Annotated in this window: 15 protein-coding genes; 6 read left to right on the forward strand and 9 right to left on the reverse strand. The window is 60.1% G+C overall.

What is annotated here, in order from left to right; all coding sequences use genetic code 11:
* From JF515_RS14625 to JF515_RS14635, 3 genes are read right to left on the reverse strand one after another with little or no spacing between them, the layout of a single operon-like run.
* Complete coding sequence (locus tag JF515_RS14625) at positions 1–855, reverse strand: glycosyltransferase family 2 protein (protein ID WP_238401089.1); 855 nt, start codon at positions 853–855, stop codon at positions 1–3.
* Complete coding sequence (locus tag JF515_RS14630; RefSeq protein WP_203105197.1) at positions 827–2,797, reverse strand: hypothetical protein; 1,971 nt, start codon at positions 2,795–2,797, stop codon at positions 827–829. The genes JF515_RS14625 and JF515_RS14630 overlap by 29 nt, the downstream gene beginning before the upstream one ends.
* A 43-nt stretch (positions 2,798–2,840) precedes the next feature.
* A complete protein-coding gene (locus tag JF515_RS14635) occupies positions 2,841–3,281 on the reverse strand; it encodes a pilin (protein ID WP_203105198.1) in 441 nt (146 codons plus the stop codon).
* A gap of 333 nt (positions 3,282–3,614) precedes the next feature.
* Here JF515_RS14635 and pilB point away from each other — a divergent pair, with 333 nt between their 5' ends.
* The 5 genes from pilB (at position 3,615) to JF515_RS14660 (ending at position 8,403) form a co-directional block, all read left to right on the forward strand.
* Positions 3,615–5,336 (forward strand): type IV-A pilus assembly ATPase PilB, encoded by a 1,722-nt coding sequence (gene pilB, locus JF515_RS14640; protein WP_203105199.1) that lies wholly within the window; start codon positions 3,615–3,617, stop codon positions 5,334–5,336.
* Positions 5,337–5,359: 23 nt separating this feature from the next.
* Positions 5,360–6,586, forward strand: a complete 1,227-nt coding sequence (locus tag JF515_RS14645; protein WP_203105200.1) for a type II secretion system F family protein — start codon at positions 5,360–5,362, stop codon at positions 6,584–6,586.
* 3 nt (positions 6,587–6,589) lie between these two features.
* Complete coding sequence (locus JF515_RS14650) at positions 6,590–7,459, forward strand: prepilin peptidase (RefSeq protein WP_203105201.1); 870 nt, start codon at positions 6,590–6,592, stop codon at positions 7,457–7,459.
* A gap of 157 nt (positions 7,460–7,616) precedes the next feature.
* Positions 7,617–8,222, forward strand: a complete 606-nt coding sequence (gene coaE, locus JF515_RS14655; RefSeq protein WP_203105202.1) for a dephospho-CoA kinase — start codon at positions 7,617–7,619, stop codon at positions 8,220–8,222.
* Entirely contained in the window at positions 8,212–8,403 is a 192-nt protein-coding gene (locus JF515_RS14660; protein WP_203105203.1) for a DNA gyrase inhibitor YacG, read from the forward strand. Before coaE ends, JF515_RS14660 begins: the two co-directional genes overlap by 11 nt.
* A 57-nt stretch (positions 8,404–8,460) precedes the next feature.
* Here JF515_RS14660 and JF515_RS14665 read toward each other — a convergent pair whose 3' ends face one another.
* The 4 genes from JF515_RS14665 to JF515_RS14680 all read right to left on the reverse strand — a co-directional run bounded on the left by JF515_RS14665 (position 8,461) and on the right by JF515_RS14680 (position 14,450).
* Positions 8,461–9,399, reverse strand: a complete 939-nt coding sequence (locus JF515_RS14665; RefSeq protein WP_203105204.1) for a Nudix family hydrolase — start codon at positions 9,397–9,399, stop codon at positions 8,461–8,463.
* 5 nt (positions 9,400–9,404) lie between these two features.
* Positions 9,405–10,607 (reverse strand): bifunctional glutamate N-acetyltransferase/amino-acid acetyltransferase ArgJ, encoded by a 1,203-nt coding sequence (argJ, locus tag JF515_RS14670; protein ID WP_203105205.1) that lies wholly within the window; start codon positions 10,605–10,607, stop codon positions 9,405–9,407.
* Between the two features lie 2 nt (positions 10,608–10,609).
* Positions 10,610–13,345 (reverse strand): preprotein translocase subunit SecA, encoded by a 2,736-nt coding sequence (gene secA, locus JF515_RS14675; protein WP_203105206.1) that lies wholly within the window; start codon positions 13,343–13,345, stop codon positions 10,610–10,612.
* Between the two features lie 178 nt (positions 13,346–13,523).
* The gene (locus tag JF515_RS14680; protein WP_203105207.1) at positions 13,524–14,450 is read right to left on the reverse strand and encodes a M23 family metallopeptidase; all 927 of its coding nucleotides are present in this window, start codon (positions 14,448–14,450) and stop codon (positions 13,524–13,526) included.
* A gap of 128 nt (positions 14,451–14,578) precedes the next feature.
* On the opposite strand from JF515_RS14680, the gene JF515_RS14685 reads away from it, so the two are divergent.
* Positions 14,579–15,028, forward strand: coding sequence for a hypothetical protein (locus tag JF515_RS14685; RefSeq protein WP_203105208.1), 450 nt, complete (start codon positions 14,579–14,581; stop codon positions 15,026–15,028).
* A 117-nt stretch (positions 15,029–15,145) separates the two neighbouring features.
* Here JF515_RS14685 and lpxC read toward each other — a convergent pair whose 3' ends face one another.
* A complete protein-coding gene (lpxC, locus tag JF515_RS14690; RefSeq protein WP_203105209.1) occupies positions 15,146–16,060 on the reverse strand; it encodes a UDP-3-O-acyl-N-acetylglucosamine deacetylase in 915 nt (304 codons plus the stop codon).
* A 109-nt stretch (positions 16,061–16,169) separates the two neighbouring features.
* The gene (gene ftsZ, locus JF515_RS14695) at positions 16,170–17,333 is read right to left on the reverse strand and encodes a cell division protein FtsZ (protein ID WP_203105210.1); all 1,164 of its coding nucleotides are present in this window, start codon (positions 17,331–17,333) and stop codon (positions 16,170–16,172) included.
* Positions 17,334–17,374 lie beyond the last annotated feature (41 nt).

Here is a 17,374-nt window from a genome sequence, read left to right on the forward strand (position 1 = left end):
TCAACGTCGACTTTTCGCCTGATACATCAGTGCGGTTATTTGCTCGGAAACCAGCCCTACGAGGAAAACCTGTACAGCAGACACCATGAGAAGCGCGGACATGTTTGTAAAGGTACCCATTGTCGCATAGGTGTAAATATAACGAACCAGCCCAAGCAAAAAGAGCAAAGAGGAAATGGGGATAAACACTTTTAGTGGTGAGTACAGGGTCGCGACTTTAAAAATTATCAATAGAAATCGCATTCCGTCCTTGAAAACCCTGATATGACTTCTTCCCTTTCTTTTTAAAACATCAACACCAACATACCTCACGACATAACCGCTCCTCATGAAAGCCATCGTTGATGTCGTGGGATATGAAAACCCATTAGGGAGCAAATCAAGCACTTCAGAAAAACGGCTGGCAACAACAATTCTGAGGCCCGAAGTAAGATCTCGAATCTTGTTCCCCGTCACGAAACTGGCAAAGCGGTTATAGAACGCATTAGCCAGATGGCGCCATTTACTGGCCTGCCCATCGGAAGATCGCGCCCCAACCACCATAGCCGCCTCTCCTTTCTTCATCTCCTGCAATATGGCAATGACGCTTTCAACCCGATGCTGGCCATCTCCGTCCATGAACAAAACCCATTCGCCTGTAGCCTCACGAAAGCCATTCTTAATGGATGCTCCATTTCCCATGCTTTCATTGTGAACTATAACTTTAGCCCCGTAAGACCTTGCAACTTCAGCCGTTGCATCTGATGATCCGTCACTGACCACTATCAATTCATCATATCCGGCCCAATCCACAAGCTCTGGCAGAAGTATGCCTAGGCCCTCTGCTTCATTTTTGGCCGGAATGACGATGCTCAATCTTATCTTTTCCATCTTTTTTTACTGCTTCTATAAACACATTGATGTCAGAAAGCTGGGGAGCTTCCCCCAACGCCCTGCCGTGTAGATTGCCTGATTCGACGATTTTTTTCGCGCGCTCAGCGTATTCCAAAGCCTTACCCAAAACCCCGAACGTGGCCAAGTAAGCTGCCGAGGACATTAATTTCTGAGCATCCTCCCGGCTCGATACCGAGGCATTCAAATACTCTACAGACACATCTATTTTTCCAGCATACAACTGCGAAATTCCAAACAAATAGGTAAGCTGTGCATACGACTGTGTATTACTTGGATAACGACCCTGATCGAGAAAATTCTTGGAGAGCTCACCAACGAAAACTGGAGACAGCCCTATGCAGCTATCTTTTGAAGACCAGTCGATGGACCTTTGCATTAAATTAAACCATGTATGCGAATATTTTTGGCTATTTGATAATTGAACTAAAACATCTCTATCTTCTTTGCTCACCCGATCCGTTCGACACCGGGTCAGCATTTGACTAAATCTTAACGGAAAATCTTGGGGGATTCGCTGGGACGCCCTGTCCAGCCATGCCGCTGCCTGCAGATGATTCCCAGTTTCATACAGCATTCGCGCCACCTCTATCTGGGCTCTGGCGGAATCAGGGGCTTTCTCAGCCCAAACCATTATCATGGTAGGGTAATGCCCCCAAAGCATGGCCCCTCGCCAGCAGAAGGAAGCCAATACCATCAGGGCTATACCGCCGCAAATCGTGAACTTCCATGGTTTTGCATACAGTGATCCATAATACACCGCAGGAAGAAATAGGAACCCTCCCCCCATATACATCCTGTGTTCAAAAAGCATTTCCAGGCCCACGGTGCTGGACTCAATCAGAACGCTTCCAAGCCAAACGAACAACGACATAGCAAGCAGAGGCAGTCGTCTTCTGAGCTTCCATATTACAAAAATAGTACCTAACCACCCAATCACCGACAATAAAGTTGTCCAGGGCTTAATTATTGATTGGCTTACCAAAATCTGGTCATGGAAAACGCCAGTCGTGGTCATTTTAGGCACAAACCAATGAAAGATATAAATCCAAAGAACTCTAAATTGCGTAAGCAACCTCTCCCAAGGAGAAAAGTCCCTGGATACATAATCAGAAAAAAGACCATTCCTCATTGGAATGTACACAAGGTAAGAAAGGATAATTAAAGTAGGAAGCAACAAAAATGTGGCCTGCCAAAGCATGGCCGGGCGCTTTAGGTTTTTCAGATCCCTAAGCAGGAAAAATTCCATTGCTAGCGCCAACGCAGGCAGAATCGCGCCGTTCTCTTTTGACAGGACGGCCAATACCGAAAAAACAAAAAGTCCCAAGCTCATCAAACAGTATGCCAGCCTTGGTTTTTGGCCCAGCAGCATTCTGCCTTTCAGCCAGGTTATCAACCCGAAGAAAACGAATAATGTGGATAATATTGCCATCCGCTGGACGACATACAATGTCGTTGACACGAGATAGGGATGGAAAAGCCATAGCGCGGCAACGATCAAAGCAACGATTTTTTTCTTTGTTGACGACAATCCGTCATCCATGACGGACACCAGCAAATGCGTCAACCAAAAAAGGAGGCAACCATTTAGTAAATGGAGGAGTATATTTGTTCTTTTAAATGGTTCAGGCGGAGCAGGCCAGTTGTTCGCATCTATCAAAAAGCTAAGCAATGATAGAGGCCTCCCTGTTGGTCCAGAGAAACCACTTCTTATGTAATTAGTAAAGCTCTGCCAATCCACTACCCCTGCATTGCCCCCCAAAGGCGCAAGGTTTGTTAGATCGTCGAAAATGAAGCTGCCAGTGAGCCCAGGCTGATATATCACCCATGCGACAGAAAGAGCTGAGTAGAAAAGCGCAATAATGCCTAATGCAATGGCCGTTTGACGAGTCATAATGCCAACCATAAAAAAGCCCGCCTTCGGCGGGCTTTTCGTGACTAACTTCTAATTAATTGCGACAGCTAGTGGGAACATACTTTTCGTCGATGGAACCGCCAGTCTTACATTTCCACTTAATGCTACCCGCCGTAGTGATAGCAGAAATAAGCAGGGTTGATTGGTCAATATTAGCGTTGACATCATTGCCGAACTTGACCTGAATAACGCCGCCGGTGCCATAAGCTGCATCCACTTCGTCGACGTAACTGCCTTGAATATCACCAGCATCAGCCAATCCTGCCGACGCGTTGGTGCTTGGGAAAGCCCCTTTCTGGTTGTAGTACTCAGCCACGGCAGTTTTCGCGCCAGCCGCCAGATTCAGGCCCTCGGAAACTTGCGAACGGATGGTGTAATCCTGGTAAGCAGGAATCGCCACGGCCGCCAGAATACCGATAATCGCGACCACGATCATCAGTTCGATAAGAGTAAAACCCTTCTGCACTTGTTTCATAACAGTCTCTCCACACTGGAAACTTTTTATGTGTGCTCACCCCCGAGGCGAGCGCCTGCACCCCTTTTATGCAGCTATTGGGCCAAGTTTTGCAGCACCCGGTTTGCCCTTGTTTCAGAGCTTTTGTGATACGGTTCCCATGCCCTTTTTTGTCACCGTGTGACAGCTTGCGTCAGCCCAGCTGCCCTTCTTTGTCAGTTTAAGAAGCGGTCGCAGCTGTTTGCGCCAACTGCCTGATTCAGCGCTCTTTACAGGGCCGGGGAAGGCTGCCAATCTCTTTCCGGGGGTAGGCCCTTCTTCTCATAACCACAATGATCGTCCTGACTATGACCCATGACTAATTCGGTATCGTCCTTGAGCGGCCTTGCCCGCCGTTTGGTGAAGGAAGGGCACCTCTCCATGGAGGCGGCCCAGGCCGCTGCGTCGGAGGCACGGGAAGCGCGGGTGGCGCTGGTTCATCATCTGGTGGCTGGGGGTCGTGTATCGGCGGCGGTGGTGGCCCGCTCCGCCGCTGAAGAGTTCGGTGACCCTCTCGTGGATCTGGACGCGATCGCGCGGGATTCCGTGGTCAAGGACGTGGTGGACCCGAAACTGATCACCAAACACACCATCCTGCCACTGTTGCGCCGTGGCAGCCGCCTGTTCGTGGCGGTGTCGGACCCCACCAACCTGCCGGCTCTGGAAGAGATTCGCTTTAATACCGGTCTCAATGTGGAGACCGTGATCGTCGAGGACGATAAGCTGCGCCGGCGGATCGAGCTGCTGGAATCCGAGCAGGAGGGCAAGGCGTTCGAGGATCTGGATGACGATCTGGATAACCTGGAAACCGCGGATACCGAGACGGCGCCGTCCGGCGGCGACGATGCCAGCTCCGGCTCGGATGACGCGCCCATCGTTCGCTTCGTCAATAAGCTGCTGCTGGACGCGATCAAGGGCGGCGCCTCGGATTTGCATTTCGAACCCTATGAAAAGGCCTACCGGGTGCGCTTCCGTCAGGACGGCATTCTGCAAACGGTGTCGAAGCCGCCGGTGAATATCGCCAGCAAGCTGGCGGCGCGCTTGAAGGTAATGGCGCGGCTGGATATTTCCGAGCGGCGGGTGCCCCAGGACGGGCGCATCAAACTGAAGATTTCCAAGACTCGGGCCATCGATTTCCGGGTGAATACCTGCCCAACCCTGTTCGGGGAGAAAATCGTACTGCGGATTCTGGATCCGGAGAGCGCCAAGATGGGCATCGACGCCCTGGGCTATGAGCCGGAGCAGAAGCAGATGTATCTGGACGCGCTCGAAAAGCCCCAGGGCATGATTCTGGTGACCGGCCCCACCGGCTCCGGTAAGACGGTGTCTCTGTACACCGGGGTGAATATCCTCAATACGCCGGAGCGTAATATTTCCACGGCGGAGGACCCGGTGGAGATCAACCTGGAGGGCATCAACCAGGTCAACGTGAACCCCAAGCAGGGTATGGATTTCGCCACCGCGTTGCGGGCTTTTCTGCGTCAGGACCCGGACGTGGTGCTGGTCGGCGAGATCCGTGACCTGGAGACCGCGGAAATCGCCGTGAAGGCGGCGCAAACCGGTCACCTGGTGCTTTCCACCCTTCACACCAACAGTGCGCCGGAGACGCTGACCCGTTTACGCAATATGGGCGTGCCGTCGTTTAACATCGCTACCTCGGTGATCCTGATCATCGCTCAGCGTCTGGCGCGGCGGTTATGCGAGCACTGCAAGGAGACGGTGGACGTGCCGGAGCAGTCATTGCTTGAGATGGGTTTCACGGACGCCGACCTGCAAACCGGTTTTACTGTGTACGCGCCCCACGCCGAGGGATGCGACAAGTGTCGGGGCGGCTACAAGGGGCGCGTGGGGATTTACGAGGTCGTCCGTATTACCGATGGCATCAGCCGGATCATCATGGAGGAAGGGAATTCCATCCAGATCGGCGATCAATGCCGCAAAGAGGGGTTCAACGATTTGTACCGTTCCGGCCTGGTCAAGGTCATGCAGGGCGTCACCAGTCTTGAGGAGGTGAGCCGCGTGACCAGCGGCCACTGACGGCGACGGCGGGGACAAGCATTATGGCGAAAACAGCGGCTCAAGAAAAAACGGCCACGTTCACCTACGAGGGGATCGATCGCAAGGGTACCCGCGTAAAGGGGGAAATCTCCGGCAAAGGCCCGGCCCTGGTGCGCGCCGAGCTGCGCAAGCAGGGCATCCAGGCCAAAAAGGTGGTCAAGAAGCGGGAAATTTCCATTCTGGGCGGCAAGAAGAAAATCAAGCCCGCCGATATCGCCCTCTTCACCCGGCAGATGGCCACCATGATGAAAGCCGGGGTGCCCTTGGTGCAGGCCTTTGAGATCGTTGCCGACGGCCTGGACAATCCATCCATGCGCGACGTGGTGATGCGCCTTAAAACGGATGTGGAAGGCGGTAACAATTTCGCCGGCGCCCTGCGCCAGCATCCACGCCTGTTCGACGATCTCTACTGCAGCCTGATCGAATCCGGCGAGGCCTCCGGCTCCCTGGAAACCATGCTCGACCGGGTGGCACTCTACAAGGAAAAGACCGAGGCTCTGAAGGCCAAGATCAAGAAGGCGGTGAAATACCCCATCGCGGTCGTCGTGGTGGCGGTGATCGTCACCGGCATTTTGCTGGTGAAGGTGGTACCCACCTTCCAGGAACTGTTTCAGGGGTTCGGCGCCGAATTACCCGCCTTCACTCAATTCGTGATCGGGCTATCCGAAGGACTGCAAGCCAACTTCCTTCCCATTCTTCTTATCACGGCGGGGTTGATTTTCGGCTTCGTGGAGGGCCGCAAGCGCTCCAAGGGCTTCCACGACGCGGTGGACCGCCTGCTATTGCGGCTGCCGATCATCGGCCCCATTACCCACAAAGCCACGGTGGCCCGCTTCGCGCGGACGCTGTCCACCACCTTCGCCGCCGGCGTTCCCCTGATCGAGGCGCTGGACGCCTGTGCCGGGGCCACTGGCAACGTGGTGTATCGCAAGGCGGTGTTGCAGGTGAAGGAAGACGTGGCCACCGGCCAGCAGTTACAGTTCGCCATGCGCGCCACCGGGGTGTTTCCCGCCATGGCGCTGCAGATGACCGCCATCGGTGAGGAATCCGGTTCCCTGGACGCCATGCTGGCCAAGGTGGCGACCTACTACGAGGATGAAGTGGACAATATGGTGGATGGTCTGACCAGTATGCTGGAACCCTTGATCATGGCCGTGCTCGGCGTGCTGATCGGCGGCTTGATCATCGCCATGTACCTGCCCATCTTCCAGCTCGGCCAGGTAGTGTAAGGCATGGGGGTAATGGAGCCGCTGGCGGCTTATCCGGTCGCCCTGATCACCGTCTGCGCGTTGTTCGGGCTGCTGGTGGGCAGCTTTCTGAACGTGGTGATCCACCGGGTGCCACGCATGATGGAAGCGGGCTGGCGCCGCGAGGCCCGCGAACTGCTGGAGCAGCCGGCGGAGGACGAGCCGGCGTTCAACCTGGTGGTGCCACGGTCGCGCTGCCCCAAGTGCGGCCATGGCATCCGCTGGCATGAAAACATTCCCGTGCTGAGCTGGCTGCTCCTGAAAGGCCGTTGCAGCCAGTGTGGCGCCGCGATCAGCAAGCGCTATCCGATTATCGAGCTGCTCACCGCCCTGGTGGCGGCCCTGTGTGCCTGGCGCTTTGGCTATGGCCCCTGGTTGCTGTTCACCCTGGGGGCCAGCTTCACGCTGCTGGCTTTGGCGGTGATCGATCTTGATACCACGCTGCTGCCCGATGATCTCACCTATCCCCTGCTCTGGGCGGGCCTGCTGGCCTCGTTGCTGGGAGTATCGCCGGTGTCCTTGCCGGACGCGGTGATCGGCGCCATGGCCGGGTACCTGTCCCTGTGGAGCCTGTATTGGGTGTTCAAGTTGCTCACCGGCAAGGAGGGCATGGGCTACGGCGATTTCAAACTGCTCGCCGCGCTGGGGGCCTGGCTGGGCTGGCAGTTCCTGCCACTGGTGATTCTGCTTTCGTCGCTGGTGGGGCTGGTATTCGCGCTCTCCATGATGGCCTCCGGTAGCGTCAAACGTGATCAGGGCATCCCGTTCGGGCCGTATCTGGCCATTGCTGGCTGGATCGCGCTTCTGTGGGGCGAGGAGATCGTCAGCTCCTATCTGGGGCTGTTCGCGCTTTAGCAGCGTGGGTGATCGCGGCTAAAGCGGAGCCCTACCGCGACAAGAGTGCCGTAGGAGCGGCTTCAGCCGCGATCAAGCGCCCGACTCGCGCACACGATTCGCCCCTGTATCCTGTACCCTGCATCCTGTATCGTCTTCCGCTTTCCAAGGAGCGATTATGTTCGTAGTGGGCCTGACCGGTGGTATTGGTAGCGGCAAGACCGCGGCCACGGACTATCTCGCAAGGCGCGGCATAACCGTGGTGGACGCGGATCTCGCCTCCCGGGTGGTGGTGGAGCCGGGACAACCGGCCCTGGACGCCATTGTCGACCGTTTCGGCCAGCCGGTACTCCAGGACGACGGCACTTTGAACCGCCGTGCGCTGCGTGAGATCGTGTTCAGTGACGAGGCCGCGCGCCGCGATCTGGAGGCAATCACGCACCCGGCCATCGGCGACGAGTTGCGCCGTCAGATCAGGGGTAGCCGCACGCCTTATACGGTGCTGGTGTCACCTCTGTTGCTGGAAGGTTCGCAAAAGGACATGACCCATCGGATCCTGGTGATCGATGCGCCGCCGGAGGTACAGGTGGCGCGCACCATCGCCCGTGACCAGGTGCCCAAGGAGCAGGTGGCGGCGATCATGCGGGCGCAGATGGCGCGGGAGCGGCGCCGTGCCCAGGCCCATGACGTGGTGGAAAACCACGGCCCGTTACCTCTGCTCCACGATCAGCTTGAGCACCTGCATCAAAAATATCTGAAACTCGCGGAACATCATGCCGGATAAACCCACTCGGATTTACCCCTGCCCACAATGCAAGAAGCCCACCCGTTGGGATGACAATCCCTGGCGGCCGTTCTGCAGCGAACGTTGCAAACTGATTGATCTGGGGGATTGGGCGTCGGAGCGCCACGGCATTCCCGGTGACCCGGATGCACCGACGGACGACCTGGACGATCTGTCGTAGGGAGGGTCGTTCGACCCCGATGCGGCGTTTCCGGTAATCGCGGTCGAACGACCGCTCCTACAGATCGGTGGGAGCGGGCCAGAAGCCGCGAATACCCGCCACCCCGTAAGCGCCATGGGCGCGGGCAGTGGCCAGGTCGCCCGGGCCGACGCCGCCGAGGGCATAGAACACCAGCGGGTTGCCCGCGATCAGATCGGCCAAGCCTTCCCAGCCCAGGGGTGCCGCTTCCGGATGGGTGGGCGTGGCGCGCACCGGCGACAGGGTGGCCATATCCGCTCCCAAGGCCATAGCCCGCTCGATTTGCGCGGCGTCATGGCAGGCCACCGACAGCAGACCGCCGAAGGTCGGCGCCCCATCCCGTTCCGCCCGCGTCAGCCCCTCGCCGCTGAGATGAAGTCCGAACGCTCCTTCCCGGCGGGCCGCCCCGGCGTCGTCGCGAATCCAGAACCGCAATCCCCGGGCGCGGCAGGCCGCGGTCACCGCCGGGCGGTCACTCCAGCCGCGCAGATAAACGCCCTGGCGCGCCGGGTCCAAACGCGCCAGCCCCTCGATGACATCGGCTTCGTCCAGGTCTTGCGGCGGAATTACCCACTCCGCTGGTAATTGCAGCGCCACCGCCACCGGTCGGTTAGCCTCCGGGAAGGCACGGGCGGAAAGCTCGCTTCGGGGCACCCACTCCACGGGCTGGCCTTCGCGACCGTGAGCGACACCACTGTAAGCGGTCACTTCGCGGAAATGCAGGGTCACCGCCAGATCCGGGTAGCGATGACGGACGGTAAGAAAAGGCGTCGAGCGGACGCCGTCCAGGCCCAGCTCCTCATGAAGCTCCCGGGCCAGGGCGTGGTCCAGGGCTTCGCCGGCCTCCACCTTGCCGCCGGGGAATTCCCAGAGGCCACCCTGGTGCTTGTGCTCCGGGCGGCGACTGAGGCAGAGACGGTCGTCGCCGTCCGGGATGATCGCCGCGACGACGACGATTTCGGCGAGGGGGGACGACATCCGCGTCAGGTCCGGTATTCGGCGTTGATCTTCACATAGTCGTAGCTGAAATCGCAGGTCCACACCTGGCCCCGGCCATCACCGGCTCCCAGGTCCACGCGGATGGTGATGTCCGGCTGCGCCATGACCCGCGCGCCCTGCTCTTCGGTATAGCTGTCGGCGACACCACCCTCGGCGACGATCTGCACGTCATCCAGCCACACCGCCACTTTCTCCACATCCAAACGCTCAATGGGAGCACGCCCCACGGCGGCAAGGATACGTCCCCAGTTCGGGTCGGAGGCGAACAGGGCCGTCTTCACCAACGGCGAGTGGCCGATGGTTTCCGCCACGAGCTGGGCATCCTGGTCGCTGCACGCGCCGGATACTTCGATGGAGACGAACTTGGTGGCGCCTTCCGCGTCGCGGATCAGTGCCTGGGCCAATTCCACGAACACCGCTTCCAGCGCCTGGTAAAGCAGCACCGCCGGGCGGTCGTCACCGTCATCAATTTCCTCACCCACCTGGCCGGAGGCGATCAGCATGCAGGCGTCATTGGTGGAGGTATCGCCGTCCACGGTAATGCGGTTGAAGGAGGCATCCGCCAACTGCTTGACCCACTGGTCCAGCAACGGCTTGGCCACCTTGGCGTCGGTGGCGATGAAGCCCAGCATGGTGGCCATGTTCGGCTTGATCATGCCGGCCCCCTTCGCCATGCCGGTAACGGTGACGGTGTCGCCACCCAGCTCGATGCGTCGACTGGCTACCTTGGGCACCGTATCGGTGGTCATGATGCCTTCCGCGGCACGGCCCCAGCCGTGCTCGTCAAGCGCGCCCAGGGCCTTGGGAAGCCCTTCCTCGAACGGCTTCATGGGAAAGGTCTGGCCAATTACCCCGGTGGAGAATGGCAGCACCGCCGCCGGCGGGCAGTGAGCCAGCTCCGACAGCAGCAGGCAGGTTTCCTCGCAGTAAGCGAAACCCTTGTCACCGGTGCCGGCGTTGGCGTAGCCGGTGTTGATCATCAGATAGCGGGGCGCGGCCTCGGCCAGGTTCCTACGCGCCACGCGCACCGGTGCGGCCTGGAAACGGTTGGTGGTGAACACCCCGGCCACCCGGGCGCCTTCGGCCACCTCGACCACCACCAGGTCCTTGCGATTGGCTTTCTTGATGCCCGCCTCGACGGCGGCCAGCTTGACGCCGGCCACCGGAAACCACTGCGTCTGCGTCATGATCAGGATTCCAGCTTCCCGCAACACTGCTTGTATTTCTTGCCGGAGCCGCACGGACACGGCTCGTTACGGCCCACCTTGCGGCCTTCACGCACCACGGTGCGCGGCTTCTCCGGCTGCCGTGAAGGCGGCGCGGCGCCACCGGTGCTTTCGTCGGCGGTGGGTGCCGCCAGTTGTTCCTGCCGGGCGTTCATCTTCTCGGCCTGCTCGCGGGCTTCCTCGCGGCGCTGGGCCTCCAGACGTTCCACCTCATCGTCGCGGCGTACCTCGAAGCTGTGCAGAACACGGATCAGTTCATGCTGAATCTGGTTAAGCATGGTCTGGAACAGCTCGAAGGCTTCCTTCTTGTATTCCTGTTTGGGGTTCTTCTGCGCGTAACCACGCAGGTGGATGCCCTGCCGCAGGTGATCCATGCTCGCCAGGTGTTCTTTCCAGTGCCGGTCGAGGATCTGCAGCATCAGATGCTTCTCGATCTGGCGCAGCGTGTCTTCACCGATCTCGGCGCGTTTACCCTCGTAGAGCTGCTCCATGCGCTCAATGACACGCTCGGTAATGCCTTCGATGTGCAGGTTCTTATCGTCCTCCAGCCAGTGACGCAGCGGCACGTCACAGCCGTACTCCGCGTACAGGGTCTTTTCCAGGCCCTCCACGTCCCACTGGTCTTCCACGGAACCCGGTGGCATGTAGCTGTGTACCACCTCGGGAATCACGTCGCGACGGATGCTTTCCACGGAAGAGGACAGATCCTCGCTTTCCAGAATCTGCTCGCGCTGGCTATAAACCACCTTGCGCTGATCGTTGGCGACATTGTCGTATTCGAGCAGATTCTTACGGATATCGAAGTTGCGGGCTTCCACCTTGCGCTGGGCGTTTTCGATCGCGCGGGTTACCCAGCGGTGCTCGATGGCTTCACCATCCTTGAGCCCGAGGGAGCGCATCATGTTGCGCACCCGGTCGGAAGCGAAGATGCGCATCAGATCATCTTCCATGGACAGGAAGAAACGGGTGTAGCCCGGGTCGCCCTGACGACCGGCACGGCCTCGCAACTGGTTGTCGATGCGGCGGGATTCGTGGCGCTCGGTGCCAATGATGTGCAGGCCGCCGGCCTCCAGCACCTTCTTGTGGTTCTCCTCCCACTCGGAGCGGATCTTTTCCGCCAGCTCCTCGGAAGGCTCCTCCATGTGCTTGATCTCTTCCTCGGGGTTGCCGCCGAGCATGATGTCGGTACCGCGGCCCGCCATGTTGGTGGCGATGGTCACGGTCCCGGGGCGACCCGCCTGGGCGATGATCTGCGCCTCCCGCTGGTGCTGCTTGGCGTTCAGCACCTGGTGTTTGATCTTGTCCTTGGTGAGCCGCTGCGCCAGGTATTCGGATGCTTCGATGGTGGCGGTCCCCACCAGTACCGGGGCACCCCGCTCCACGCAGTCGCGGATTGCCTCGACGATGGCGTCGAACTTCTCCTGCAGGGTCAGGTAGACCAGATCGTTGGCATCCTTGCGGACCATGGGCCGGTTGGTGGGAATAACCACCACGTCCATGCCGTAAATCTGCCGGAACTCCACCGCCTCGGTGTCGGCGGTACCGGTCATGCCGGCCAGTTTCTCGTAAAGACGGAAATAGTTCTGGAAGGTGGTGGAGGCCAGGGTCTGGTTCTCCTGCTGGATGCGCACCCCTTCCTTGGCTTCCACCGCCTGGTGGATACCCTCGGACCAGCGCCGGCCCGGCATGGTGCGGCCAGTGTGCTCGTCAACGATCACGATCTGCCCGTTCTGCACCACGTACTCACGATCCTTATGGAACAGGGCGTGGGCCTTGAGCGCGGCGTGCACGTGGTGCAGCAGATTCAGATTGTGGGCGGCGTAAAGGCTCTCGCCCTCCTCCAGCAGCTTATTGTCCACCAGCAGCGATTCGATCAACTGGTGGCCTTCCTCGGTGAGCTCCACCTGACGCTGCTTCTCGTCGATGAAATAGTGGCCCTCATCCTCTTCGGTCTGCGCCTTGAGTTTCGGGATCAGCACGTTCATCTGCTTGTACAGCTCGGAGGAATCCGCCGCCGGGCCCGAGATGATCAGAGGCGTGCGCGCCTCGTCGATCAGGATTGAGTCGACCTCGTCGACAATGGCGAAGTAAAGCGGACGCTGCACCCGATCTTCCAGCCGGAAGGCCATGTTGTCGCGCAGGTAGTCAAAACCGAATTCGTTGTTGGTGCCGTAGGTGACGTCGCAGCCATAGGCCTCGCGTTTCTGCTCCTGGGGCTGTTGGGAGAAGATCACCCCCACGCTCAGGCCCAGAAACTCATACAACGGGCGCATCCAGTTGGCGTCACGCTCGGCCAGATAGTCATTCACCGTCACCACGTGCACACCCTTGCCGGTGAGCGCGTTCAGGTAGGTGGGCAGGGTGGCGGTCAGGGTCTTGCCCTCGCCGGTGCGCATCTCGGCGATGCGCCCCTCATGCAACGCGATCCCCCCCATCAACTGGACATCGAAGTGTCGCATGCCCATCACCCGCGTGGCCGCTTCCCGCGCCACGGCGAAGGCCTGGGGCAGCAACTCGTCCAGCGTCTTGCCGTCGGCGTAGGCGGCTCTGAACTCGGCGGTCTTGGCCTGGAGCGCCGCATCGTCCAGTTGCGCCATTTCGTCGCCGTGGGCGTTCACCGACGCCACCAGGCGGCTGATCCGCTTGAGCTCGCGGTCATTCTTGGTCCCGAAGACTTTCTTGACGATGGTAGCCAGCATGAAACGTCCGTTTCCGATCAATGGGTGGGGCGAAAGGATGCCATTCTAAACACAATAGACCAGGGAGATAAGGTGCGGGGGGCGACTATTCAAGGGCCGGGAATCGCGGCTGAAGCCGCTCCTACGGTGCTCAGGATGCGGTATGAGCGGCTTCAGCCGCGATCAACCCGCTCCCCCATCAGCGGCGGGCGCGGTAGATATAGGGGTGCGGATTGACCTGACGGCCGTTCTTGAGCACTTCGTAATGCACGTGTGGGCCGGTGGAGCGGCCGCTGGACCCCATTTTGGCAACCACGTCGCCGGTGCGCACGATATCCCCCACCTCCACCAGTACTTCCTTGGCGTGGCCGTAGCGGGTACTGATGCCGTTGCCGTGATTGATCTCCACCAGACGACCATAGCCGGTTCGTTTGCCGGCGTAGGTCACCACGCCGGCGGCGGTGGCGACGATGTCGGAACCGTCCTTGCCGGCGAAATCCACGCCCTCGTGCCAGGCCAGCTTGCCGCTGAACGGGTCCGTGCGACGACCGAAGCGGCTGGACATCCAGCCCTGCGCGATGGGGCGACCAGCCAGGAAGGTCTCATTCTGCAGATGACGGTTGGCAAGCAGGTTCTCGAGAATGTTCAACTGCTGCTCGCGGCGTTCCAGGGTGGTGGTGAGAGACTCCAGCTCGGCCATGAAGGACGGCGGCGTGAAGGCACTACTCTCCGCCGGTTCCGGGCCACCCACGGCCAGATCGGCGCCGAAATCAAATTCATCGCTGTCGATGCCGGCCACATCCACCAGCCGCTCCCCCAGGGCATCAAGTCGGGTAAGCCGGGCCTGGGCGTCCGCCAGCTTCAGGGTCAGGGCGCGAATCTGTTCCTCGCTGAGGCGTTTGAGCTCGGCCACTTCGTCGGCCTGAACCCGCAGATTGTCCTGAAAGCGTTCCGCGACGGCGTCGGTGTAGGACGGCGGCGCCACACGGTAGCTGATCCAGTAGGCCCCCACGCCCACCAGCACCGGCAACGCCACCAGCACGCCCAGCGCGATCAGCGGCAGGAAGCGCGGCAGCGAAAAGGTGCGGGAGTGGCCCCGCTTGCTGTTCAACAATATGATGTTCATGGTGATAAGGACGTCCGATAATCCGGGTCGCAAAAGGCCCCGGGCTCCGCGTGTAAGCGGGCTTTTACGGATTGATCAAGGGTTCCTTAAAATATTTTTACAATCGCAGGGTAGCGTAAGGATTTGGCATGAGCAAGAAAACCCTGCCCGATGAACTCCAGGGCCTGATCCGCGCCACGCCGGGATTGGCGCGCTTGGCGCGGGCAGCCCGCGCCCATGGTCCGGCACCCGCCGAGGACCCTCGTGACTGCCTGCCACCGGCCCTGCGCGACAGGGTACGCCTGGTGGAGGCCGAACATCGCTGGCTGGCCCTGGTGGCAACCAGCGCCACCGCCCAGCTGCTGCGCTTTCACCTGCCCCGCCTGCGACGGGCCCTGCCACCGGGCGGTGATTTGAAGATCGTGGTCACCGGTAAGAGGGAGGTGGGTATCGCGACCTCGAAGCCGGCCCAGGCCGACGCGGGGCCGGTGCTGGATGCCAGCAGCGCCGCGCATCTGCGTCAGGCCGCGGACTATATAGAGGACGCGGATCTGGCGGCGGCGCTGCGGCGGCTGGCCGGGCGGGCTGATGGCGGCTGAAGCCGCTCCCGCGGTGAACCGCACCGCCGTAAACGAGAGCGCCCCGGTCGCGGGAGACGACCGGGGCGCACAGGGAGGCATCCACCGCGATCCATCGCGGCGATACAAGTGGCGCGGTTACTCCGCGGCCATGATCGGTTTCACGTAGGAGATCGGCGCGGTATCCGCGTCCTCGAACGTGACCAGTTCCCAGGCGTCCTCCTGCTTGAGCAACTCACGCAGCAGGGCGTTATTCAGGGCATGGCCCGATTTATGGCCCACGAATTCGCCAATCAGGCTGTGGCCAAGCTGATACAGGTCGCCGATGGCGTCCAGCATCTTGTGCTTGACGAATTCGTCGTCATAGCGAAGCCCGTCCTCGTTGAGGATACGGAACTCGTCCACCACGATAGCGTTATCCACGCTGCCGCCGAGCGCCAGATTCTGGCTGCGCAGGAACTCGATGTCGCGCATGAACCCGAAGGTCCGGGCCCGCGCCACTTCCTTCACGAAGGACGTGGAGGAAAAATCGATGCTGGCCAGTTGGTTGCGCTCTTCGAACACCGGGTGGTCGAATTCGATGGAGAACGTCACCTTGAAGCCGTCGAACGGTACGAAGGTGGCCACCTTGTCGCCCTCGCGAACGGTGACTTCCTTCTTGATCCGCACGAACTTCTTGGCGGCTTCCTGCTCCCGAATACCCGCGGACTGCAACAGGAACACGAAGGGACCGGCGCTGCCGTCCATGATCGGCACTTCCGGCGCCGACAACTCCACGTAGGCGTTATCGATCCCCAGACCAGCCATGGCCGAGAGCAGATGCTCGACGGTCCCCACCTTGACGCCATCCTTCACCAGGGTGGTGGACAGGGTGGTCTCGCCCACGTTCTCGGCGCCGGTGGAAATCTCCACCACCGGATCCAGGTCCACCCGCCGGAACACGATGCCCGTGTCCGCCGGTGCCGGACGCACCGTGAGATAAACTTTTTCACCGGTGTGCAAACCCACGCCGGTGGCGCGGATGACGTTCTTGAGGGTTCGTTGTCTGATCATTGATCCGTCACAAAATTGCCGGTATCCGCGAGGATACGTCCATCCTCAACGCGAAATAAGGGGGCGATGATAGCAAAAATCCCCTTTTCGCACCACGTATCCGCCGCCGTCAGTCAGCCTGACGGCGGAGGAAGGTCGGAATATCGATAAAATCGAGGTCTTCCGCGGTGTTCACCGCCTGCCGACCGCCACCCGCGGCCTGCTGCTGGGCGCGTTTACGCTCCACGGCGGGGCGGTCCAGGTCATTGTAATCCACCCGACCGTCAGCGCCGACGGGGGTTTGACGCCCACGCACCACCTTCAGTTCCTGTTGGGCGGCGCCCAGCCCGGTGGCGACCACGGTCACGCTGATATTGTCACCCATATCCGGATCGATGGCCGTGCCGATGATCACGTTGGCGTCCTCGCTGGCCAGCTCGCTGACGATATCACCCACCTCGGAGAATTCGTCCAGGGCGATGGACTCGTTGGCGGTGATGTTGATCAGGATGCCACGGGCGCCGCGCAGGTCCACGTCCTCCAGCAACGGGCTGGAAATCGCCGCCTGGGCCGCCTCGGCGGCACGATTGTCGCCGCTGGCCACGCCGGTGCCCATCATCGCGGTGCCCAGCTCGCTCATCACGGTGCGCACGTCGGCGAAGTCCACGTTGATCATCCCGGGACGCACGATCAGGTCGGCAATGCCCTTGACCGCGCCCTGCAGCACCTCGTTGGCCGCCTTGAAGGCGTCCAGCAGGGTGGTGGAGCCGCCCAGCACCGACTGCAGCTTCTCATTGGGAATGGTGATCAGGGAGTGAACGTGCTCCTTGAGCGCCTCGATGCCTTCCTGGGCGGAGCGCATGCGCTTTTTGCCCTCGAACGGGAACGGCTTGGTAACCACCGCCACGGTGAGGATACCCAGTTCCTTGGCAATCTCGGCCACCACCGGCGCCGCGCCGGTACCGGTGCCGCCACCCATGCCGGCGGTGACGAACACCATGTCGGCGCCGTCCAGCAGCTCGGCGATGCGCTCACGGTCTTCCAGAGCGGATTGCCGACCGATGTCCGGGTTGGCGCCGGCACCCAGGCCCTTGGTGACCTGGCTGCCGAGCTGGATCACGGTCTTGGCCGAGGAGTTGCGCAAAGCCTGCGCGTCGGTATTGGCGCAGATGAAATCCACGCCTTCCACGTTTGAGCGCACCATGTGGTCCACGGCGTTACCGCCACCACCACCGACACCCACTACTTTGATCACCGCGCCATGGGGTACGGAATCTTCAAGTTTGAATTGCATGGTTGATCTCCCGTTAATGCTTCCCTGTTTACTGCTTTTTC

Source organism: Alloalcanivorax marinus (assembly GCF_016785095.1).
Taxonomy (GTDB): Bacteria; Pseudomonadota; Gammaproteobacteria; order Pseudomonadales; family Alcanivoracaceae; genus Alloalcanivorax; species Alloalcanivorax marinus_A.